The 18,700-nt window shown below is 63.4% G+C and carries 18 protein-coding genes; 9 read left to right on the top strand and 9 right to left on the bottom strand.

Features of this window, described 5'->3' with window-relative positions; translation table 11 throughout:
* Positions 1-44 precede the first annotated feature (44 nt).
* From QYL91_RS11785 to QYL91_RS11775, 3 genes are read left to right on the top strand one after another with little or no spacing between them, the layout of a single operon-like run.
* Positions 45-1,268 carry an HD domain-containing protein gene (locus QYL91_RS11785; RefSeq protein WP_302080696.1) on the top strand — a complete coding sequence of 408 codons (1,224 nt, stop codon included), beginning with the start codon at positions 45-47 and terminating at the stop codon, positions 1,266-1,268.
* A 55-nt stretch (positions 1,269-1,323) separates the two neighbouring features.
* Positions 1,324-2,346 carry an amidohydrolase family protein gene (locus tag QYL91_RS11780; protein ID WP_302080695.1) on the top strand — a complete coding sequence of 341 codons (1,023 nt, stop codon included), beginning with the start codon at positions 1,324-1,326 and terminating at the stop codon, positions 2,344-2,346.
* 47 nt (positions 2,347-2,393) lie between these two features.
* Entirely contained in the window at positions 2,394-2,828 is a 435-nt protein-coding gene (locus QYL91_RS11775; protein WP_302080694.1) for a universal stress protein, read from the top strand.
* On the opposite strand, the gene QYL91_RS11770 is transcribed toward QYL91_RS11775, so the two are convergent.
* The 9 genes from QYL91_RS11770 to QYL91_RS11730 all read right to left on the bottom strand — a co-directional run bounded on the left by QYL91_RS11770 (position 2,825) and on the right by QYL91_RS11730 (position 13,345).
* Positions 2,825-3,814, bottom strand: coding sequence for a biotin--[acetyl-CoA-carboxylase] ligase (locus QYL91_RS11770; RefSeq protein WP_302080693.1), 990 nt, complete (start codon positions 3,812-3,814; stop codon positions 2,825-2,827). The genes QYL91_RS11775 and QYL91_RS11770 overlap by 4 nt on opposite strands.
* 44 nt (positions 3,815-3,858) lie before the next feature.
* Positions 3,859-5,712: an acetyl-CoA carboxylase biotin carboxylase subunit gene (locus QYL91_RS11765; RefSeq protein WP_302080692.1), complete on the bottom strand. Its 1,854-nt coding sequence runs from the start codon at positions 5,710-5,712 to the stop codon at positions 3,859-3,861.
* Complete coding sequence (locus QYL91_RS11760; RefSeq protein ID WP_369685596.1) at positions 5,712-6,020, bottom strand: DUF8022 family protein; 309 nt, start codon at positions 6,018-6,020, stop codon at positions 5,712-5,714. The genes QYL91_RS11765 and QYL91_RS11760 overlap by 1 nt, the downstream gene beginning before the upstream one ends.
* Entirely contained in the window at positions 6,001-7,545 is a 1,545-nt protein-coding gene (locus QYL91_RS11755) for an acyl-CoA carboxylase subunit beta (RefSeq protein WP_417750577.1), read from the bottom strand. Before QYL91_RS11755 ends, QYL91_RS11760 begins: the two co-directional genes overlap by 20 nt.
* A 321-nt stretch (positions 7,546-7,866) precedes the next feature.
* Complete coding sequence (locus QYL91_RS11750) at positions 7,867-9,228, bottom strand: sodium-dependent transporter (protein WP_302080690.1); 1,362 nt, start codon at positions 9,226-9,228, stop codon at positions 7,867-7,869.
* A gap of 58 nt (positions 9,229-9,286) precedes the next feature.
* Entirely contained in the window at positions 9,287-9,997 is a 711-nt protein-coding gene (locus tag QYL91_RS11745; RefSeq protein ID WP_302080689.1) for an SDR family oxidoreductase, read from the bottom strand.
* A gap of 94 nt (positions 9,998-10,091) precedes the next feature.
* Positions 10,092-11,048, bottom strand: coding sequence for an NADPH:quinone reductase (locus QYL91_RS11740; protein WP_302080688.1), 957 nt, complete (start codon positions 11,046-11,048; stop codon positions 10,092-10,094).
* A 70-nt stretch (positions 11,049-11,118) separates the two neighbouring features.
* Positions 11,119-11,844, bottom strand: a complete 726-nt coding sequence (locus tag QYL91_RS11735) for a hypothetical protein (RefSeq protein ID WP_302080687.1) — start codon at positions 11,842-11,844, stop codon at positions 11,119-11,121.
* Entirely contained in the window at positions 11,837-13,345 is a 1,509-nt protein-coding gene (locus QYL91_RS11730) for a serine/threonine protein kinase (protein ID WP_302080686.1), read from the bottom strand. Before QYL91_RS11730 ends, QYL91_RS11735 begins: the two co-directional genes overlap by 8 nt.
* A 36-nt stretch (positions 13,346-13,381) precedes the next feature.
* Between QYL91_RS11730 and QYL91_RS11725 the strand changes: the two genes are divergently transcribed.
* From QYL91_RS11725 to QYL91_RS11700, 6 genes are all read left to right on the top strand, one after another.
* A complete protein-coding gene (locus tag QYL91_RS11725) occupies positions 13,382-13,906 on the top strand; it encodes an NUDIX domain-containing protein (protein ID WP_302080685.1) in 525 nt (174 codons plus the stop codon).
* 106 nt (positions 13,907-14,012) lie between these two features.
* Positions 14,013-16,340: a methyl-accepting chemotaxis protein gene (locus QYL91_RS11720; RefSeq protein WP_302080684.1), complete on the top strand. Its 2,328-nt coding sequence runs from the start codon at positions 14,013-14,015 to the stop codon at positions 16,338-16,340.
* A gap of 2 nt (positions 16,341-16,342) precedes the next feature.
* Positions 16,343-17,044: a bacteriorhodopsin gene (locus QYL91_RS11715; protein WP_302080683.1), complete on the top strand. Its 702-nt coding sequence runs from the start codon at positions 16,343-16,345 to the stop codon at positions 17,042-17,044.
* A gap of 167 nt (positions 17,045-17,211) precedes the next feature.
* Complete coding sequence (locus tag QYL91_RS11710) at positions 17,212-17,910, top strand: AzlC family ABC transporter permease (protein WP_302080682.1); 699 nt, start codon at positions 17,212-17,214, stop codon at positions 17,908-17,910.
* Positions 17,900-18,247, top strand: a complete 348-nt coding sequence (locus tag QYL91_RS11705; protein ID WP_302080681.1) for an AzlD domain-containing protein — start codon at positions 17,900-17,902, stop codon at positions 18,245-18,247. The genes QYL91_RS11710 and QYL91_RS11705 overlap by 11 nt, the downstream gene beginning before the upstream one ends.
* A 60-nt stretch (positions 18,248-18,307) precedes the next feature.
* Positions 18,308-18,667, top strand: coding sequence for a DsrE family protein (locus tag QYL91_RS11700; protein ID WP_302080680.1), 360 nt, complete (start codon positions 18,308-18,310; stop codon positions 18,665-18,667).
* Positions 18,668-18,700: the final 33 nt, after the last annotated feature.

Raw genomic sequence — 18,700 nt, 5'->3', positions numbered from 1 at the left:
ACACGCACTGACTCTTTTATCAGGTGGCGCCCAAGCACACGGTGATGCCTACCATCAAGGACAGCGTCCACGACCACATCGAGGTGACCGGTGTGGCAGGTGACCTGCTCGATACGCCGCCCGTCCAGCGGCTCCGTCGCATCCGCCAACTCGGCACGGTGGACCTCGTCTACCCCTCCGCCAACCACACCCGCTTCGAACACAGCCTCGGCGTCTTTCACCTTGCCGACCGCGCGCTCTCGCATCTCGGTATCGAAGGCCAGCAGGCCGAGCGCGTCCGCGCGGCCGCGCTCCTCCACGACATCGGCCACGGCCCGTACAGCCACAACATCGAGCGTCTCATCTACCGACACACCGGGAAGTACCACGACGATATCGGCGACCTCGTCGGCTCCGGGGCAGTGGCGAGCGTTCTCAGCGACCACGGCCTCAATCCGGACCGCATCGCCGACCTCGTCGCCGGTGACGGCCAACTCGGTCAACTGGTGTCGGGCGAACTCGACGTCGACCGGATGGACTATCTCGTGCGGGACGCCCACCACACCGGCGTTCCATACGGCACCATCGACCACGGCCGACTCGTCCGGGAACTCCGCTTTGTCGATGGCGAACTCGTTTTCGACGAGGGGAACGTCCAGGCTGCCGAGAGTCTCCTGCTCGCTCGTGCGCTGATGAATCCCACCGTCTACTCCCACCACGTCGCTCGCATTGCCAAGTCGATGCTCCGGCGCGCCGCGGAAGGATTGCTTGCAACCGGCGCGACGACGGCCGAAAAGCTTCGCCGGATGGACGACCACGCACTCCACGTAGCGATACGGGACTGTGAAGCCACGGCGGAGTATGCCCGCCGGCTCGAACGCCGGAATCTCTACAAGCGGGCGGTCTGGGCGGAGATGGACGCCGTTCCGGAGGACATCATCATCGCGGACCACGAGACGATCCGGGATTTCGAGCGGGACATCGCCGACAGCGCGGACCTCGACCCCGACGAGGTCATCCTCGATGTTCCGAGCCGGCCGGAGATGACCGAATCCAGTTCCCGCGTGCTCGTCAACGGCGAGATACGCGAACTCGGCCAGCAGTCGACTCTGGTTGGCGCACTCAGGACAGCCCAGCGTGACCAGTGGCGTTTCGGCGTGTACGCACCTGCCGACCACAGCGAGCGGGTCGGCAACCAGACGATTCGCACGCTCGGCCTCGACCTCGATGGGGCGCTCGTCCGTGACGTTCGGCCGGGCATCAACGCGACGCTCGACGAGTTCGACTGATGGCGCGGGGGTGACAAACGGTGATTTCAACTTCCTCGGGCGTGTGAATCGGGATATGATTCTCGAAGGGACCGTCCTCCGCGGGCGCGAGTTCGACCCGATTCGCGGACGGGTCGTCGTCGAGGACGGTGAAATCACGGCCGTCGAAGAAGCCGACGTTCGCGGCGACGACATCATCCTCCCCGCGTTCGTCAACGCCCACACGCACATCGGCGATTCTATCGCGAAGGAAGCCGGCGGCGGCCTCTCACTCGAAGCCCTCGTCGCGCCACCGGACGGGCTGAAACACCGACTGCTCGATGCGGCCGACCGCGAGGAACTTGTCGACGGGATGGCTCGCTCGCTCCGCTTTATGCGCGAGACCGGAACCGGTGCCTGCATCGAGTTCCGCGAGGGCGGTGTCGAGGGCGTCGCGCAGTTCGAAGCCGCGAGTACAGATGTCGACATCGAATCGGTCGTTCTCGGCCGGGAGTCTATCGACGCGATGGAGCGAAGCGACGGCTTTGGCGCAAGCGGTGCTGAAGACGGGGAGTTCTCGGCAGAGCGCAGCGCCACCGCTGACGCGGGCAAACTCTTCGGCATCCACGCCGGCGAAGTCGACAGCGGCGACATCAATCCCGCGATGGACCTCGACCCGGACTTTCTGGTCCACATGGTTCACGCGGGTGACGTGCACCTGGAACGACTGGCCGACAACGAGATGCCGGTCGTCGTCTGCCCGCGCTCGAACATCGTCACGGACGTCGGCCGTCCTCCGATTCGAGAACTTCTCGACCGGACGACCGTCGCGCTCGGGACTGACAACGTGATGACAAACAGCCCCTCGATGTTCCGCGAGATGGAGTTTACCGCAAAACTGTTCGACGTGACTGCCACCGAGGTGCTCCGGATGGCGACGGTCAACGGGGCAGCGGTCGGTGGACTCGACTGTGGACTGGTCGCCGAAGGCCGTGACGCTCGCTTGCTCGTCCTCGACGGTGGGTCGAACAATCTTTCGGGTGCCGAAGACATCGTCCGAGCAGTCGTTCGCCGGGCCGGCATCGGCGACGTCAAAGACCTGCTCACCCCGGCAACCTGACCCCCCGGTGCCGGACTACTAAGTGGGGAGGGGTTGAATTATCTGACATGTACGACGATATTCTCCTGCCGACAGACGGTGGTGCCGGGATGGACGCAGTCATCGACCACGCGACCGGGCTCGCAGCCGAACACGATGCGACTGTGCACGGACTCTACGTCGCCGACACGGCGTCGTTGCGGGACGTCCCGATGGAGGCCTCGATGGAAGGGGTCAGCCAGGCGCTCACACAGGAGGGACAGACGGCACTAGAGCAAATCGAACGCCGGGCCGACGAAGCCACCATCGAGACGGACCTCGTGGAAGGGTCACCCGCCCGCCAAATCACCTCCTACGCCGAGGAGCATCCGTGTGACCTCATCGTGATGGGGACCCACGGCCGGTCGGGGATGGACCGCATCCTCCTTGGCAGCGTCGCCGAGCGCGTCGTTCGCTCAGCGCCGGTCCCAGTGATGACGGTTCGCGTCGACGCCGCAGATTAATTCGCCTGGTCGCCGTCAGTCGACGCTTCGCTCCCGTCGCTTGCCGGACGCAGGTGTTCACAGTCACCGGCAGTGACCTCGATGCGCCCGTCGTCGGTGTCGACGACGAGGGTCCCCGGGAACGTAACGTCGACAGCCTCTCCGATTACCTCCCCGCCGGGCGTGTCGATACGGACGCGCTGTCCGAGCGTCGCGGCGTACTCGCGCCACGCTGGGACGACACTGTCGAGGTCCGCCCGAAGGGCGTCGAACTCCTCTAGGAGCCGCTGGACGAACACCCGCCGGTCGACGTCGCCGACCTCGGCACGGATGCTCGTCGCCGCTGTCTCCGCCGGCAGGTCGTCCACCTCGACGTTCGCGTTGATTCCGATACCGACGACCAGCCACGAGATGCGGTCGGCCTCTCCCTCCATCTCGGTGAGGATGCCGGCGAGCTTTTTGTCGGTCTCACCTGTGTCACCGGCAGGAACGAGGACGTCGTTGGGCCACTTGATCTGGGCGTCGACGCCAGCCTCACGAGCGGCACGCGTCGTCGCGACGGCCGCTGCGAGCGTGAACGCAGGGGCGTGTGCAGGCGGGACGTCCGGCCGAAGCAGAATCGAGAGCCAGATGCCGCCGCTCGGTGAGGACCAGGCGCGGTCCAGACGGCCCTTCCCGCCGGTCTGCTCGTCGGCAACGACGGCCACGTCCGAGTCGCCCGCACTCCCGAGTTCGCGGGCGCGCTCGTTCGTGCTCGGAATGGCATCGTGGTACTCGATTTCGAACGGGGCAGCCAGGCCGAACTCGACTGCTGTGGCGCCGAATTCGGAGACAGAGACGAGTTCGTAGCCGTCGTCGTTGCTGGCTATCTCGAAGCCCTCCTCGCGGAGCGTCTCGATGTGTTTCCAGATTGCGGCGCGAGACACGTCGAGTTGCTCGGCCAGAGTGGGGCCCGCGACCGGACCGTCAGCAATCGCATCGAGGACGGCACAGCGCGTCTGTTGCATACTCCTCGACTGTCGGCGACAGCAAAAAAGCCCGACTGTTCGCGTTACTCGATGACGACCAGCAGGTCGCCCATGTCGACGCTGTCGCCCTCGCCGACGGCGACTTCGGAGACGGTGCCGCCCGCCTCGGCGACGATGTCGTTTTCCATCTTCATCGCTTCGAGCACCAGCAACACGTCGCCGGCGTCGACCTCGTCGCCCTCCTCGACGTTCACGTCCAGGATCGTGCCCTGCATCTCGGCCGTGACGGTCGTTCCGTCGGCGCTGATATCGGCGCTCCCCCCGTCGTCGTCGCTTGGGCCTGCCTGGTCGGGTCGGGGCTGACTACCGCCACTGCTTCCCGCAGCGGCGTCGACGTCGATGGCCGGCGCACCGCGCTCTTCGAGTTCCACGTCGAAGCGCTTGCCGTTGACCTCGACGGTGAACTCCCGCTCGGTCACGTCTTCCTCGTCGTCGCTCGGGGCTGCCTGTTCGGTGCCCCACTGCTCCTGGGCCTCGTCGATGCGCTCGGGGTCGAGTTCGTTGTCGAGGTACTTCGTGGTGTGTGTGCCCGTGACGAACGCCTCGTCGTCGAGCATCAGCCGGTGGAACGGGATGACCGTCACGATACCCTCGATGTCGAACTCGCCGAGTGCGCGCTTGCCCCGCTCGATGACCTCCTCGCGGGTTTCGCCGCTGACGATGAGCTTTGCGATCATCGAGTCGTAGTCGGTCACCAGATCGTCGCCCTGCCGGAGCGCGTCGTCCATGCGGACGCCGACACCGCCCGGCGGGTCGTACGTCTCCAGGGTGCCGCCGGTCGCGGGCGCGAAGTCGTCGGCGGCGTTCTCGGCGTTGATTCGGAACTCCATCGCGTGGCCGTCGATTTCCACGTCGTCCTGGTCGAAGGTAATTTCGTCGCCCTGAGCGACCCGGATCTGCCATTTCACGATGTCGATGCCGGTGATTTCCTCGGTCACGCAGTGCTCGACCTGGATGCGGGTGTTGACTTCCAGGAAGTAGAAGTTCGTGTCCGGCCCGAGCACTTCGCCGTCCTCGCGGTCCATGTCCTCCTCGACGAGGAACTCGACGGTTCCGGCGTTGGTGTAGTTGGCCTCGTCGACGCCGCGACGGGCGGCCTCGCCGATTTGCTCGCGGAGTGCGTCCGAGAGTGCGGAACTGGGGCCTTCCTCGATGACCTTCTGGTGGCGGCGCTGGAGCGAACAGTCACGCTCGCCGAGGTGGCGGACGTTGCCGTGTTCGTCGGCGACAATCTGGACCTCGATGTGCCGCGGGTTCTCCAGATACCGCTCCAGATAGACCGAATCGTTGTCGAAATAGGCCTCGCCTTCCCGCTGTGCGCTCTCCAGTTGGTCCTCGGCTTCGTCGGCCGAGCGGACGACCTTCATCCCGCGGCCGCCACCGCCGCCTTCGGCCTTGATAGCGACGGGGAAGCCGTATTCTTCACCGAACTCGACGACTTCGTCGCTCTCTTGAACCGGGTCGGTCGTCCCGGGAACGATTGGGACGTCTGCCCCGTCCATAATCTGGCGGGCTTTCGTCTTCTCGCCGAGTCGCTCCATCGCACCGCTGGACGGGCCGATCCACTGGACGCCCTCTGCCTCCTCGACCTTGCCGGCGAACGTGGCGTTCTCCGCGAGGAAGCCGTAGCCGGGGTGGATGGCGTCGGCGTCGGCCTGCTGTGCGGCGTCGATGATTGCGTCGTGGTCGAGATACGAATCGGCCGCGCGGGCCGGTCCCACGTTGTACGCTTCGTCGGCGTAGCGGACGTGCCCGCCGTGTTTGTCCGCCTCGCTGTAGACAGCGACGGTGTCGATACCCAGTTCCTCGCAGGCGCGCATCACGCGCACCGCAATCTCGCCGCGGTTGGCGACGAGCACTTTGTCAAATCCTGTCATTAGAGTCCCTCCATGCGTCCTGCTGCAGTCCATTCGTCGGTCGGTGCCTCTCGTGGAACCCGTCGCGAGACGCCAGACAGCCCCTCGATACGGCCGGCAAACTCCCAGCGTGTGCCGTCCCAGGTGACCGGTTCCTCGGCCGCGGCGGCCGCCGCAGCCATCCGCTGGTCACGCATGTGTGCGCCGATGGCCGCGGCAATCGCAGCGGCTTCGGCCGGTGTCGCCGTCGGTGGAATCGAGAGCGTCCCGCCCTCGGTCGACAGCGAGAGTGTCGAGTCGTCGGCCATCTCAGAGTGGGATGTTGCCATGTTTCTTGTCTGGCTGTGATTTGCGTTTCGAGCGCAGCATCTCGAGGTCCTGAATCAACTGCGCGCGCGTCTCCTTGGGTTCGAGTACGTCATCGACAAAGCCGCGGTCGGCGGCGGTGTAGGGGTTGGCAAACTCCTCGCGGTACTCGTCGATGAGTTCTTGCCGACGCTGTTCTGCGTCCTCGGCCGCTTCCAGTTCGTCGCTGTAGAGGACGTTGACTGCGCCCTGTGGTCCCATCACGGCGATTTCTGCACTCGGCCACGCGTAGTTGACGTCTGCGCCGATGTGTTTCGAGGACATCACGTCGTAGGCCCCGCCGTAGGCTTTGCGCGTGATGACAGTCATCAGCGGCACAGTGGCCTCGGAGAAGGCGTAGAGTAGCTTCGCGCCGTGGTTGATGATGCCGTTGTGTTCCTGGTCGGTGCCGGGCATGAAGCCGGGCACGTCCACGAAGGTCAGGATGGGGATGTTGAAGGCGTCACAGAAGCGCACGAATCGAGCGCCCTTGATGGATGCCTCGATGTTCAGCGTGCCAGCGTTGACACGCGGCTGGTTGGCGACCACGCCGATGGCGTGACCGTCCAGTCGCGCAAAGCCGATGGCGAGATTCCGAGCGAACGCCTCAGCCACTTCGAAGAAGGAGCCCTCGTCGACCACGTCGTCGATGACGTTGGTCATGTCGTAGGGCTTCTGTGGCTGGTCGGGGACGATGTCGGCACATTTGGCCGACTCCCGTTCGGGGTCGTCCCACGGGTCGACCCGCGGTGGGTCCTCGACGTTGTTCTGTGGGAGATACGAGAGCAGGTGCCGGATGTCGTCGAGTGCCTCCTTCTCGTCGGCGGCCGTAAAGTGAGAGACGCCGGATTCGGAGGCGTGGGTGCTGGCCCCGCCGAGCTCGTCGAAGCCGACCTGTTCGCCGGTGACCGTCTCGATGACGTCCGGCCCCGTGATGAACATGTGGCTGGTGTCCTGGACCATCATGATGAAGTCCGTGATGGCGGGTGAGTAGACCGCACCGCCGGCACACGGCCCCATGATGGCCGAAATCTGTGGGATGACGCCGCTTGCCTGCTGGTTGCGGTGGAAGATTTCCGCGTAGCCGGCAAGCGAGTCGATGCCTTCCTGGATGCGTGCCCCGGCCGAATCGTTGAGGCCGATGACGGGCGCGCCGGTCTCCATGGCTTTGTCCATCACCTTGGTGACTTTCTCGGCGAAGACCTCGCCAAGCGAGCCACCAAAGACGGTGAAGTCGTGGGCGAACACGAAGACCGTCCGGCCGTTGACGTCACCGTAGCCGGTGACGACGCCGTCGCCTTTGACTTCTTTTTCCTCCATATCGAAGTTGTGACACCGGTGAGTCCGGAACTGGTCGAACTCCGTGAAGGTGCCGTCGTCGAGGAAGTAGTCGATGCGCTCGCGCGCAGTCATCTTCCCCTTCTCGTGTTGGGAGTCGATGCGGTCCTGGCCGCCGCCGAGTTCGGCTTCGCGGCGCATTTCGCGCAACTCCTCGATACGTTCGTCCATCGTCATTGGTGCTTCCTCCCGACGCTCATTGGCAGATGCAAGCAGTACCGAGCTAAAAAGGATTCTGTAATCGAGACACTCGGCATCGTTAGCTGTCGAAAAGCGCGGGGAAGAACCCGCCAGGACAAGATTGGTCCTCTCTCGCCTGTTTGCACCCGGCTCCGCATAGATGATTCCGGATACTCGACACTGGTCTTTGAATCGAGTCGACTATCCATGGCATGTCAATCGTGAGACCAGCCGACGCTACGACGATAATCGAATGTCATGGAAGTTCACAGTCGGTCCCGACAGCGCGGGTGGGAAAGCCGAGTTAGCCAGTCAGAACGGGGGCACGAGTGGTGGGTCCTCGCCGATGAATTCCAGTCCCAGGAAATCACCTGCGAGCAGCGTTTCGATACCCAGCACGAGCGTGACGATCACAGAGAGGATGACGATGGTTCGAATCGTCCACAGCCAGATCGGCCCGACGCTCCTGAGAGAGCTTCCCTTCGCCAGCTCCGAGATGGCGTTTTGGCCGAGGATGTAGCCGACGAAAATCAGCAGGAGGAGAACAGAGGTCGGAAGCAGCAGTTTGTACGCCAGATTGTCGAACCAGGTAAGCCAGGCGGTGTCCCAGGCAGACGGGAGCCCGAGGACGAACAGCGCGGTGCCGATACCGCCGGCCACCACCGGTCGCGAGACGGCGAAGTGGTCTGTCGCCCAGGAGACGATGACTTCCATTAGCGAGATTGCCGAGGACAGTGCCGCGATGAGAACCACTGCGAAGAAGGCGACACCGAGGATGCGCCCGCCCGGCACCTGGCTGAACGCGCTTGCCATCGCCACGAAGATAGCCGCCGGGCCGCTGGTACTCGCCTCGATGTTGTTCGCAAACAGAATCGGGAACACGACCAGGCCGGCGAGGATGCCGACCAGCGTGTTCGTCACGACAATCGCCCCACCGTCGACGAAGAGGCTCGTGTCCTCGTCGACGTACGAGGAGTACGTTATCATGATGGCCATCCCGAGCGAGAGGGTGAAGAACGCCTGCGAGACGGCAAACGGAATGATTTCACCGGCGTTGCCGGCCAACTGACTGAAGTCGGGGTTGAGGAAGTAGGAGTATCCGTCAGCCGCACCGCCGAGCGTCGCCGCCCAGATTGCCAGCCCAATCATCAACACGACGATGCTGGGGACCATCACTTTCGTGGCTTTCTCGATGCCGTCCTCGATACCGAAAGCGACGACAGCGACGGTGATAGCCATAAAGAGTGCGTGAAAGAGGATGGCGTCGGGGCCGGCCGAGACGGCGCCGAAGTACTCGGCCGGCGCATCGAAGTACGCGCCACGGGCACTCCCGATGATGTAGCGGCCGACCCACCCGCCAACGACGCTGTAGTAGCTGACAATCCAGAAGCCGATGAATGCGCCGAGCGCGCCGACGATACGCCAGTTTCTGTATCCCAGTTTCTCGAATGCGTCGACGGCGTTCGCGCGGGTCCGCCTCCCGACGACGAACTCCGCCAGCAGTGTCGGGAGCCCGATGACGAGGACGGCCACGAGGTAGACCAGAACGAAGATTGCGCCCCCGTTGGTCGCCGTCTTGAACGGGAACTGCCAGATGTTTCCCAGTCCAACCGCGCTGCCGATGGCAGCGAGGAGGAAGCCTATTCGAGTCGCCCACGTTTCACGCTCGCTCATACCGCTGGTTACTATAAAGACCGATTAAAACGTGGTGATTTCTGCCGGTAGCAGTCAACTAGGCTTCACCATAGACCGGCACGGCCGCGCCGCTGGTGACACTCGCGGCGTCGCTACAGAGAAACCGCATCACGTCGGCGATGTCGGCAGGGTCGACCCACGTATCGAAGTCTGAATCGGGCATCATCTCGCGGTTCATCGGCGTGTCGATGACACTCGGCATGACGGCGTTTGCGCGGACGGACCCGAGATTCTCCTCGGCGACGGAGTCGGTCAGGATGCGTACGCCGGCTTTCGTCGCCCGGTAGATGGCGTCACCCTCCCCACCTTCCAGCGAGGACCGGGCGGAGACGCTGACGACCGCCCCCTCGCGCGCCCGAAGATGTGGCAGGGCGTGTTTCGTCGCCAGGAACATCGTCTTGAGATTCACGTCGAACAGGAAATCGAACGTCTCGACGTCGGTCTCGTCGACGGGACTGCCGCCGCGCCACGTCCCGGCGATGTTGCACAGATAATCGAGTCCGCCGTGTGCGTCGACGATATTCTCGATAGCTGCTTTGACCTCCGCTTCGTCGGTGAAATCGCCCTGGTAGAAATCGATTCGCTCGGGGTCATCGAGTAGGAAGTCCTCGCTTTCGCTGTCAACGAGGTCGGCCCCACAGACGGTCGCATCACTGTCGAGAAACGCCTCCGCGACGGCGCTCCCGAGCGCGCCGCCGACGCCGGTCACGAGTACCACGTCGCCGCTGAAGTCAAACGAGACTGTCATACCTGTCATGTCGCTCGCAGAGAAGATAAAACGTTGGCCGGATTCGGGAACTATCCGAACGTTGGTAGTGACGGCGAACAACGACGACGCCCGCTCAGAGTTCGACGACGAGTTTCCCGAGGTAGCTATCTTCGAGGACGGCGCGGTGGGCCTCGTCGACGTTTTCGAGTGCGTAGCGCCGCGCGACGACACTCGAGAGGTTGCCGTCAGCCATCAGCGTCGCGAGCTTCGAGAGGACGTAGCTGATGTCGGGCGTGTTGAACATGCTGACGTGGTGGACCGAGAGCGCCTTGCTGCGACACTGCGGGACGTTCTCGAAGGTCGCCGAGAGCGACTCGTTGCCGATTGCGCCGATGTTGCCGCCGTGGGCGGCCACGTCGGTGTCGAACGAGAGGTACTCGTCGAGCCGGTGGTCCAGGATGACGTCCGGCCGCCCGGCGTCGACGACCGCTTCGTCGAGGTCGTCGCGACGGTAGTCGAGGACAGTGTCCGCACCGAGTTCCCGGAGGCGGTCGTGATACCCTGTCGATGCCGTCGTCGTAACCGTCGCGCCCGACGCCGCGGCCAACTGGACGGCGACGTGGCCGACGCCGCCGCTCCCGCCGTGGATCAGACAGGTGTTAGCCGGACGAATCGAACACGCGTCGACGAGCGTCTGCCAGGCCGTGACACCGACCAGCGCCGTCGCGGCGCCCGTGACGAAGTCGACCCCGTCGGGCAGATGGGCTAGCAGGTCCGTCGGCGCGGCGACGTATTCGGCACAGGTTCCCTGTCTCGAGTTCCCGAGCCCGGTCCCGAACACGCGGTCGCCGACAGCAAAGTCGGTCACGTCTTCGCCGACCGCCGCGACAGTGCCAGCCACGTCGGAGCCAGGAATCCAGGGCAGGCTGGCCGGTTCGTAGGCCCCTTCGCGAAAGTAGGTGTCGACGGGGTTGACACCCGCTGCCTCTACCTCGATGAGGACGTCGTCGTCGGCTGGTTCTGGTCGGTCGACGTCGTCGACCTGCAACACGTCGGAGCCACCGTGTTCGTGATAGCGGACTGCCTGCATACGTTTGTCTGTGATTGCGACCCCAATAGTTCTGTCTCGTCGCAGCTAGAGATTCGTCCCACACCGACACTCAGAGGCTGGCGAGGTTCTGCCGGAGTTTGATCGTCCCAGTCATCAACGCCGTCGCGGTCATGATGATAAAGACCACCTCGACGTGCAACACGACGATACGGTCCAGACCGAACGGAATTGCGAGGTTGACGATACTCGTCAGCGCGGCGAACATAAGAACCGGGAGCAAGTGGCGCAACAGCGAGTCGAGCATCGTGCCCTGGAGCCTGGTGTTTGACACCTGGCCCTGATAGAACACGACACCATACCCCAGGAACGCAATCGCACTGATGCTCTCGACAGCGGCGGTGAGAGTCGACTGCCCGGACTGCACCAGCAACGCAGCCAGGACGACGACAACCACGACAAATGCCACTCTCGCGACGCGTTCGAGGGGACGTGCACGGGACCCGCCGCCGTCGGCACTCGTCGCTGTGGCGTGGATTTGCCTGATTGCAAACGCGAACCACAGCGTCGCGCCCAACAGTGCGACGCGCTTGTACGGGAACTGGAGGGAGCTGACGATTTCGAGAATGCCGGCGACGCCGAAGACGGTCGTCAATGCACCGGCGTATAGCAGGTGATTCCAGATGGGTACCTGCGTGCCAATCGATGTCGCCGTCCGGTTCCGGTAGGCGTAGTAGGCAAACCGCAGGCCGATGACGGTGAGTATCGTCAACGCGATAAAGAAGATAAACGTCAGGTTGGGGTTCCCCTCGATGTTGTAGAGGCCGAAGCTAACCATCTTCGCCCCTCCTCCGGATGCCTACGAGGTCCTGCTCGAGATGTTCGACAGTTTCGTATCGCGTGAGTTTGTCCCGCGCCATCGATTTCTTGATTATCTCGTCGACTGTCGCTGGGACGTCCTCTCGAATAGTGCTTGGAGCTGTCGGCTCCTCTGTCAGGACACCCTCTCTGACTTGTTCGAACTCCCCGGTGTACGGTGGCTGCCCGGTAAACAGGTAATAGAGGACTGCGCCCAGCTGATAGATGTCGGTCCTGTGGTCGATGCCACCGTACTGACTGTCGAAATACTCCGGCGCGGCATAGCGGGGGTCGAGATGCAGCGCCGGTTCGAAGTGATAGCGGAACGCGTTCATCAGTCCGACGTTGTCCAGCAACGGCTGTTGTTGTGTGTCACTGCCCATGACGTCGTCGGGATACGCGACGTTCCCCGGGTCGATACCGCCGTGGACGACACCGCTGGCGTGGAGATGCGACACTGCGGCGGCGAGGCCGATTGCGTCGTCGAAGACCCGGCCCGCGGGTATGGATTCGGATTCCGCGAGTGGCTCGCCCGCAAAGCGCGTCGCCAGCCACGGCTTTGGGTCGATTCCCCAGTCGAGAACCGTGACGACGTGGGGATGGTCTGAGACGGCTTCCCATCTGGTGAGTTGTGTTCGCATTCGAGCGACGAACTCAACCCGGTCGGACGCGTCCGGCGGGTCGTGAAAGAGACGGAGAGCGACCGCTTCCTCCTCGCTGCCCCGGCCGACGAGCGCGTCGTAGACGTCTGCGTACCGCTGTCGTCGACGGGACGCCAGCAGGTGTAACTTGTCGAAGCGACTCGCCGTGGCGATGCCGGTGATGGCGGTTCGCTGTTCGCCCATCGCGCCGAACGCCTCCTCCTGGTCGTCGTCAGTCGACGGTCCACCCCCCTCCTCGCTGTCGTCCGTCGATTGCTCGTCACGTTCCCTGCCGTCTTCTGTCTCTTCCGTGTCGTCTTCGCTCACGCGCCGGGTCTGGTCGGTGTCCTCGCGCTGGGAGTTGGTGTAGGCACTTCTCGGGTCGTCGTCGGTGTCGCTGCCGGCGATTTTCGTCCGTCCCATCCCGTCCCGTGAGGGTTCGGTACTGTAGTAGCTGCTGCGGGTGAAGTTTCCGACCTGTGGGAGCGGTATCGACCCACGTTCGCGCTCTTCTTCGTGGAGTTGTGAAAGCACCTGCTCGACCTGTTTGGAATACCGCGTCGAGAGGTAATCGAGTGTCGTCGTCAGTTCCAGCGAGACGTGTTCCTCGTCCAGTCGGTCGCTCAATCGCCGGATGAGATAGGCTATCGTGTCCTCGTCTTCGAGTTCGTTGGCGATGGCTGTACAGGCCCACGCCGCCGAGAGGCGCACGCGGCGGTCGTCGTCCTCGAACAGGCTGACGATACGCGGCAGTTGGCTTCGCATCTGCTCGGGCTCTTGGAGAACGGACACGAGTACCGAGAACGGGTCGTCGAGTTCGTCAGGGTCCGAGGATGCCATATGAGCCGCTTTATCTAGATATGACGACACTCTCTAATGACTGTTGTGGTAGGTCGGGCGCTGTCCGGGACACTCTTTGGCCGACAAGTCCTGCCAGCCGACATGGACGTTCACGACGAGTTTGTTCCCGAGGAGACGTTCGGTGACTGTCTCGCGCACCTGCCACAGGTCTGTGTCGAAGTCGTCGTCGCACACGACGGCGGGGTCGTTCTCGCGCGCCGGACCAACGAACCCGCCGCTGGCGAGTGGTTCTGGCCCGGCGGCCGCCTCTACAAAGGCGAGCGCCTGCCTGTGGCTGCCAGACGTATCGCACGCGAAGAACTCGGCCTTGCGGTCGCTATCGAGCGGCGCCTCGGCGTTCACAGTCACTTCTGGGACACCGCTTCCGTCGAGGGCGTCGACTCGCGTCACACCGTCAACGTCGTCTTTCTGGTCACGCCGACAGACGAGTTCGACGTGACACTCGATTGTCAACACGACGAGTGGCGACTCGTTCACTCGCTGGAGGAGTCTGCTCACGAGTACGCCAAAGAGTATATCCAGGCGTATAACCTCCTCTGAAGGCCTCGATTCAAACGAATGTATTCGAGACGGTGCCGACGGCTGATTATCATTCCTAACAGATAGGGACTGTCTTTTAAGAGGGTCTATACCCACCTTTGGACCGATGGCATCGAACAGTGGTTCACTTCTCCCTGACTCTCTGCGGAAGAGTTACGCGACACAGTTAGGTATCGCGCTGGCGCTTGCAATCGTGCTGATGGTCGCTTTCGGCCTGGTCATCAGCTCACAGGCGTCGGCGACGCTCAACGAGGACGTCAGGGGCGACCTGACAGCACTCTCAGAGTCACAGGGCGCACAGCTCGATTCCTGGCTGAACAACACGCAGCGAAGCGTCAGGGGCACGTCTTCGAATCCGGCCCTCCAGAGCGGGGACTCTGGAGAGGCAAATCAGTATCTCGACCGCCTCGTCGAACAAAAGGCCGTCCCGGAGAACGTCGTGGCCGTTCACTACCTGAACACCACGTCGATGACTTTCGAGGCGAGTTCGAACGAGGAGTTCGTGGGCGTCAATCCGCGCGAGCAGGGCGCGGCCTTCGCACAGGACCCACTCGAATTCGACGGACCGACTGACACCTACGTTTCCGGCCCGTTCTCAGTATCACTCGTCGACCACCCGATAATTGCGGTTATCTCGCCTGTCGAGAACAATCCCGACCACGTTCTCGTCTACATGACTGATCTTCAGGCTCAGTCCCAGTCTATCTCTGACCGCCGCGACGATTCCGCCACTCTCGTCGTCAACAGCGACGGTCAATACGTCTCACACCCCAACAGCAGTTTGATTCTCTCCGACCACGACGGGGCCGCTGGCTCCACGCAACTCGAGGGTGGAGAAAGCGAATTCGTCGAGATGGACGAGATGCTCATGGCGAGTACGCAACTGCGTTCGACGGACTGGACCGTGATGGTTCATGCCGACAAGGACCAGGCGTACGCGCTGAGCAACCAGATAAATTCGGACCTCATCGGACTCTTACTGTTCTCGATTATCAACCTCGGCCTCGTCGGTGTGACTATCGGGACCAGCACCATCGTCTCGCTCCGGTCGCTGTCCTCGAAAGCCCGCGCGATGGGCGAGGGAGACCTCGACGTGGAACTGTCGACCACCCGTGAAGACGAATTCGGGACGCTCTACAGTTCCTTCGAACAGATGCGGACCTCCATACGCGAGAAGATATCGGAGACCGAACAGGCGCGTAAAGAGGCCGAAAGTGCCCGCAAGGAGGCAGAACAAGCTCGCGAAGAAGCAATCGAGGAAAGCGAGGTGATGCAACAGGTAAACGACCACCTCGAAGCGAAGGCCACGGAGTACCGGCGCGTGCTGGGTAACGCCGCTGACGGCGACCTGACCGCCCGAGTCGACCCGCAGAGCGAGAACGACGCCATGGCGTCGGTCGGTGAGGAAATCAACAACACGCTGGCCGCACTGGAAGAGACGATCGGCGACATGCAGTCGTTCGCGCGCAACGTTCTCGAAGCGACCAGCCGCGTCGACGACAACGCCGAGCGCGTCGACGAGGCCAGCCAGCAGGTTCGGAGTTCCATCGGGGAAATCTTCGAGGGAACGACAGAGCAAAGCCAGCGACTCCAGGACGCCTCCTCCGAGATGGAGGGACTGTCGGCGACCGCCGAAGAGGTGGCCGCATCCGCACAGGAAGTCGCAGACACCTCACAGGCCGCCGCAGAGGTCGGTGAGGAAGGGCGAGAGGCCGCCCAGGAAGCAATCGAGGAGATGAACGCCATCGATGCCGAGACCGACGAGACAGTCGATGAAATCAGCGCGCTGGCGGCAGACCTCGAAGAGATCGGCGACATCGTCGACCTCATCAGCGACATTGCAGAGCAGACCAACATGCTGGCACTGAACGCCTCTATCGAGGCCGCCCGCGCCGGTGGCGGTGGTGGCGACGGCGCCGGCGACGGCTTTGCCGTGGTGGCAGACGAGGTCAAGTCGCTGGCCGAAGACACCAAAGACGCTGCCGACGACATCGAGAAACGCATCGGGACCATTCAGGACCAGGCTGGCGACACTGTCGCGACGATGGAGTCGACCAGCGAGCGCATCACGACCGGTGCCGAGACGGTCGAGGAGGCTATCGAGGCTCTCGAGCGCATCGTCGAGTACACGGAGGAAGTCGACGTCGGCATCCAGGAAATCGACGATGCGACCGAAGAGCAGGCACAGACGACACAGCAGTTGATGGGCATGATAGACGACCTGACCGAAATCAGCGAACAGACTGCCCAGGAGGCAGACACCGTCGCCGACGCGGCCGAAGACCAGACGGACTCCATCTCGGAGGTTTCGGCCTCCGCGCAGGACCTGCGCGCACGCGCCGAGGAATTGGAGACGTTGCTCGACAGGTTTAGCGTCGACGCGGCCACGTCGACCGGACAAAGCGGCGGTTCACAAGCGAGCGTGGACGACTAACCATGGCATCGATTACACTCTGGTTTACACTTGGAACGGGCGGTATGGCTCTGGGAACGTTGCTGCTTGCCGCGGGACTCCAATATGTCCCGCGCGCGGACTGGCGTCGCTACGCCATCCTGATTGCAGTGCCGGGTATCGCAGTGGTCGCGTACGCGCTGATGGCGCTTGGCATCGGCGGCATCGAGTCGTCGACCGGTGAAGTCGCCTTCATCCCACGGTACGTCGACTGGCTGTTGACCACGCCACTGCACATCATCTACCTTGGCCTGTTTGCAGGGGCCGCACGGAGCGTCATCGCCCGTGCATCGGTGCTCCAGGCCGCGACTATCGTCTTCGGGATGGTCGGTGCGCTGGTCGCATCGCCCCTGAAGTGGCTGCTGTACCTCGCCGGGCTGGCTGCCTTCGCCGGCGTCGTCTACTACACGTACGTCGACTTCGACAAGGCCGCGAACGAACAGGGCGGCACCACTGCCGCACTGTACAGCAAGCTTCGAGCCTTCCTGGTCGTGCTCTGGCTCATCTACCCGCTCATCTGGGTGACGGGACCGAACGCCATCGGGCTGATGGACATCGAGACGACGGCACTCGTCGTCGCGTACATCGACATCGTCTCGAAGGTGGGGCTCGGCCTCATCGCGCTGAACGGCCACCTCGCACACACCGACGCGCCATCGGTCGAGGGCGTGCCCGCGGACGACTGACCGACCAGCAGACATCGCTTTTGGGTTTGTTTTTTCGCTCCGATAGCGACGGCGCCAGTTCGAGCGACGGAGAAAAGAGAGTCCGGGAGCAGACATCCGAGTCGCACTTTCGGTTCCCGGCCGACCGAATGGATACGCGTAAACTTCGGGACGGCTAGGCCCGGGACATGGACTCCGCTGCCTTTCGTCGTGGTGTTCGCGACGTGTCGCCGCTGCTGTTGGGGGTGGCTCCCTTTGGACTCGTCGCCGGCATCGCAGCAATCGAAGCCGGCCTGTCGCTCCCACAGACTGTGGGGATGTCCGTCATCGTCTTTGCCGGCGCGTCGCAACTGGCGGCGCTCGACCTCATCGGCCAGAACGCACCCCTCACGGTCGTCGCGGTGACGGCTATCGTCATCAACCTCCGAATGTTGATGTACTCGGCCTCTATCGCACCGTACTTTCAGTCGTTTTCCACGCGCGCCAAGACTGGGCTCGCGTATCTCTTGACCGACCAGGCGTACGCGCTGTCGATATCGCGATACCGGTCCGACGAGGCAGTCGACCGGGCGGCGTACTATCTCGGGGCCGGGGTCACACTCTGGGTTGTCTGGCAGATTACGACCGTCGCCGGGGCCGTCGCGCAGGCGGGTATCCCCGACGCACTCGGACTGGAGTTTGCGGTGCCGCTCGTGTTCCTGGCCCTGCTCGTCCCGGCGATGGAGGACGGCCCGACGACGGTTGCCGGACTCGTCGGTGGCGGCGTTGCCGTCCTCGCGTCCGTGCTCCCGCTGAATCTCGGTCTCCTCGTCGGTGCCACTGTCGGCATCGTCGCTGGACTGCTCGCGGAGAGACGGCTGGAGGTGCACCACACAGATGGTCACTAGCCACGCCAGCCCCGAACTCTGGGCTCTCATCGTCGTTATCGGCGTCGCGACGTACCTGATTCGGGTGTCGTTTATCGCCCTGTTTGGCTACCTCGACGACATCCCGACCGGTCTCGAACGGGCACTCCGGTATGTCCCTGCCGCGGTCCTGGCGGCGCTCGTGGTTCCCTCGTTCGTCACGCTCGACCCCGGTGCCGGGGGAATCGCGGCTGACAGACTCGCCGGGGGTATCCTTGCGACAGTTGTCGCCTGGCGAACGGAGAACGTCTTCGCGACGATGGCAGCCGGAATGGGCGGGCTGTGGCTCGTCCGGTTCGTGGTCTTGCCCTTAGTTTAGCCGGACTGGCTTGTCAGCACACCCGCAGACTTTATCGGGTTGACCGCAGAGACTGTGCCTATGAGTAACCCGGACGGGATTGTCATCCACGTTACGAGCGGTGAAAGCGAGGACTGGCAGACCGCCCTCCGGAACCTCCGGAACCTGGCCCAGGACAACTCGGTCTCGACGCCGCCCGAACTGATTCGTGTCGTCGTCAACGGCCCGGCCGTTCGGTTCTTGCTGGCGGGGGCTCCCGAAGCGTCCCGAATCGCCAGAATGGTCGAGGCAGGTGTACAGATACGCGCCTGTAGCAACTCACTCGAGCGGTTCGGGTACGCGACAGACGAGGTGGTCGAGGGCGTCGAAACCGTCCAGTCGGGGGTCGCTCAGGCCGTGCGTCTCCAACAGCGGGGGAGCGCCTATCTGAAACTTCCGTAGGCGGAGAGCCAGCAGTCCCACCACCTGACGGCA

Origin of the sequence: Salinibaculum rarum (genome assembly GCF_030505615.1) — an archaeon.
GTDB classification, from domain to species: Archaea; Halobacteriota; Halobacteria; order Halobacteriales; family Haloarculaceae; genus Salinibaculum; species Salinibaculum rarum.
Note: the sequence above shows the minus strand (reverse complement) of the source record. Positions and strands in the feature narration are given on the sequence as shown.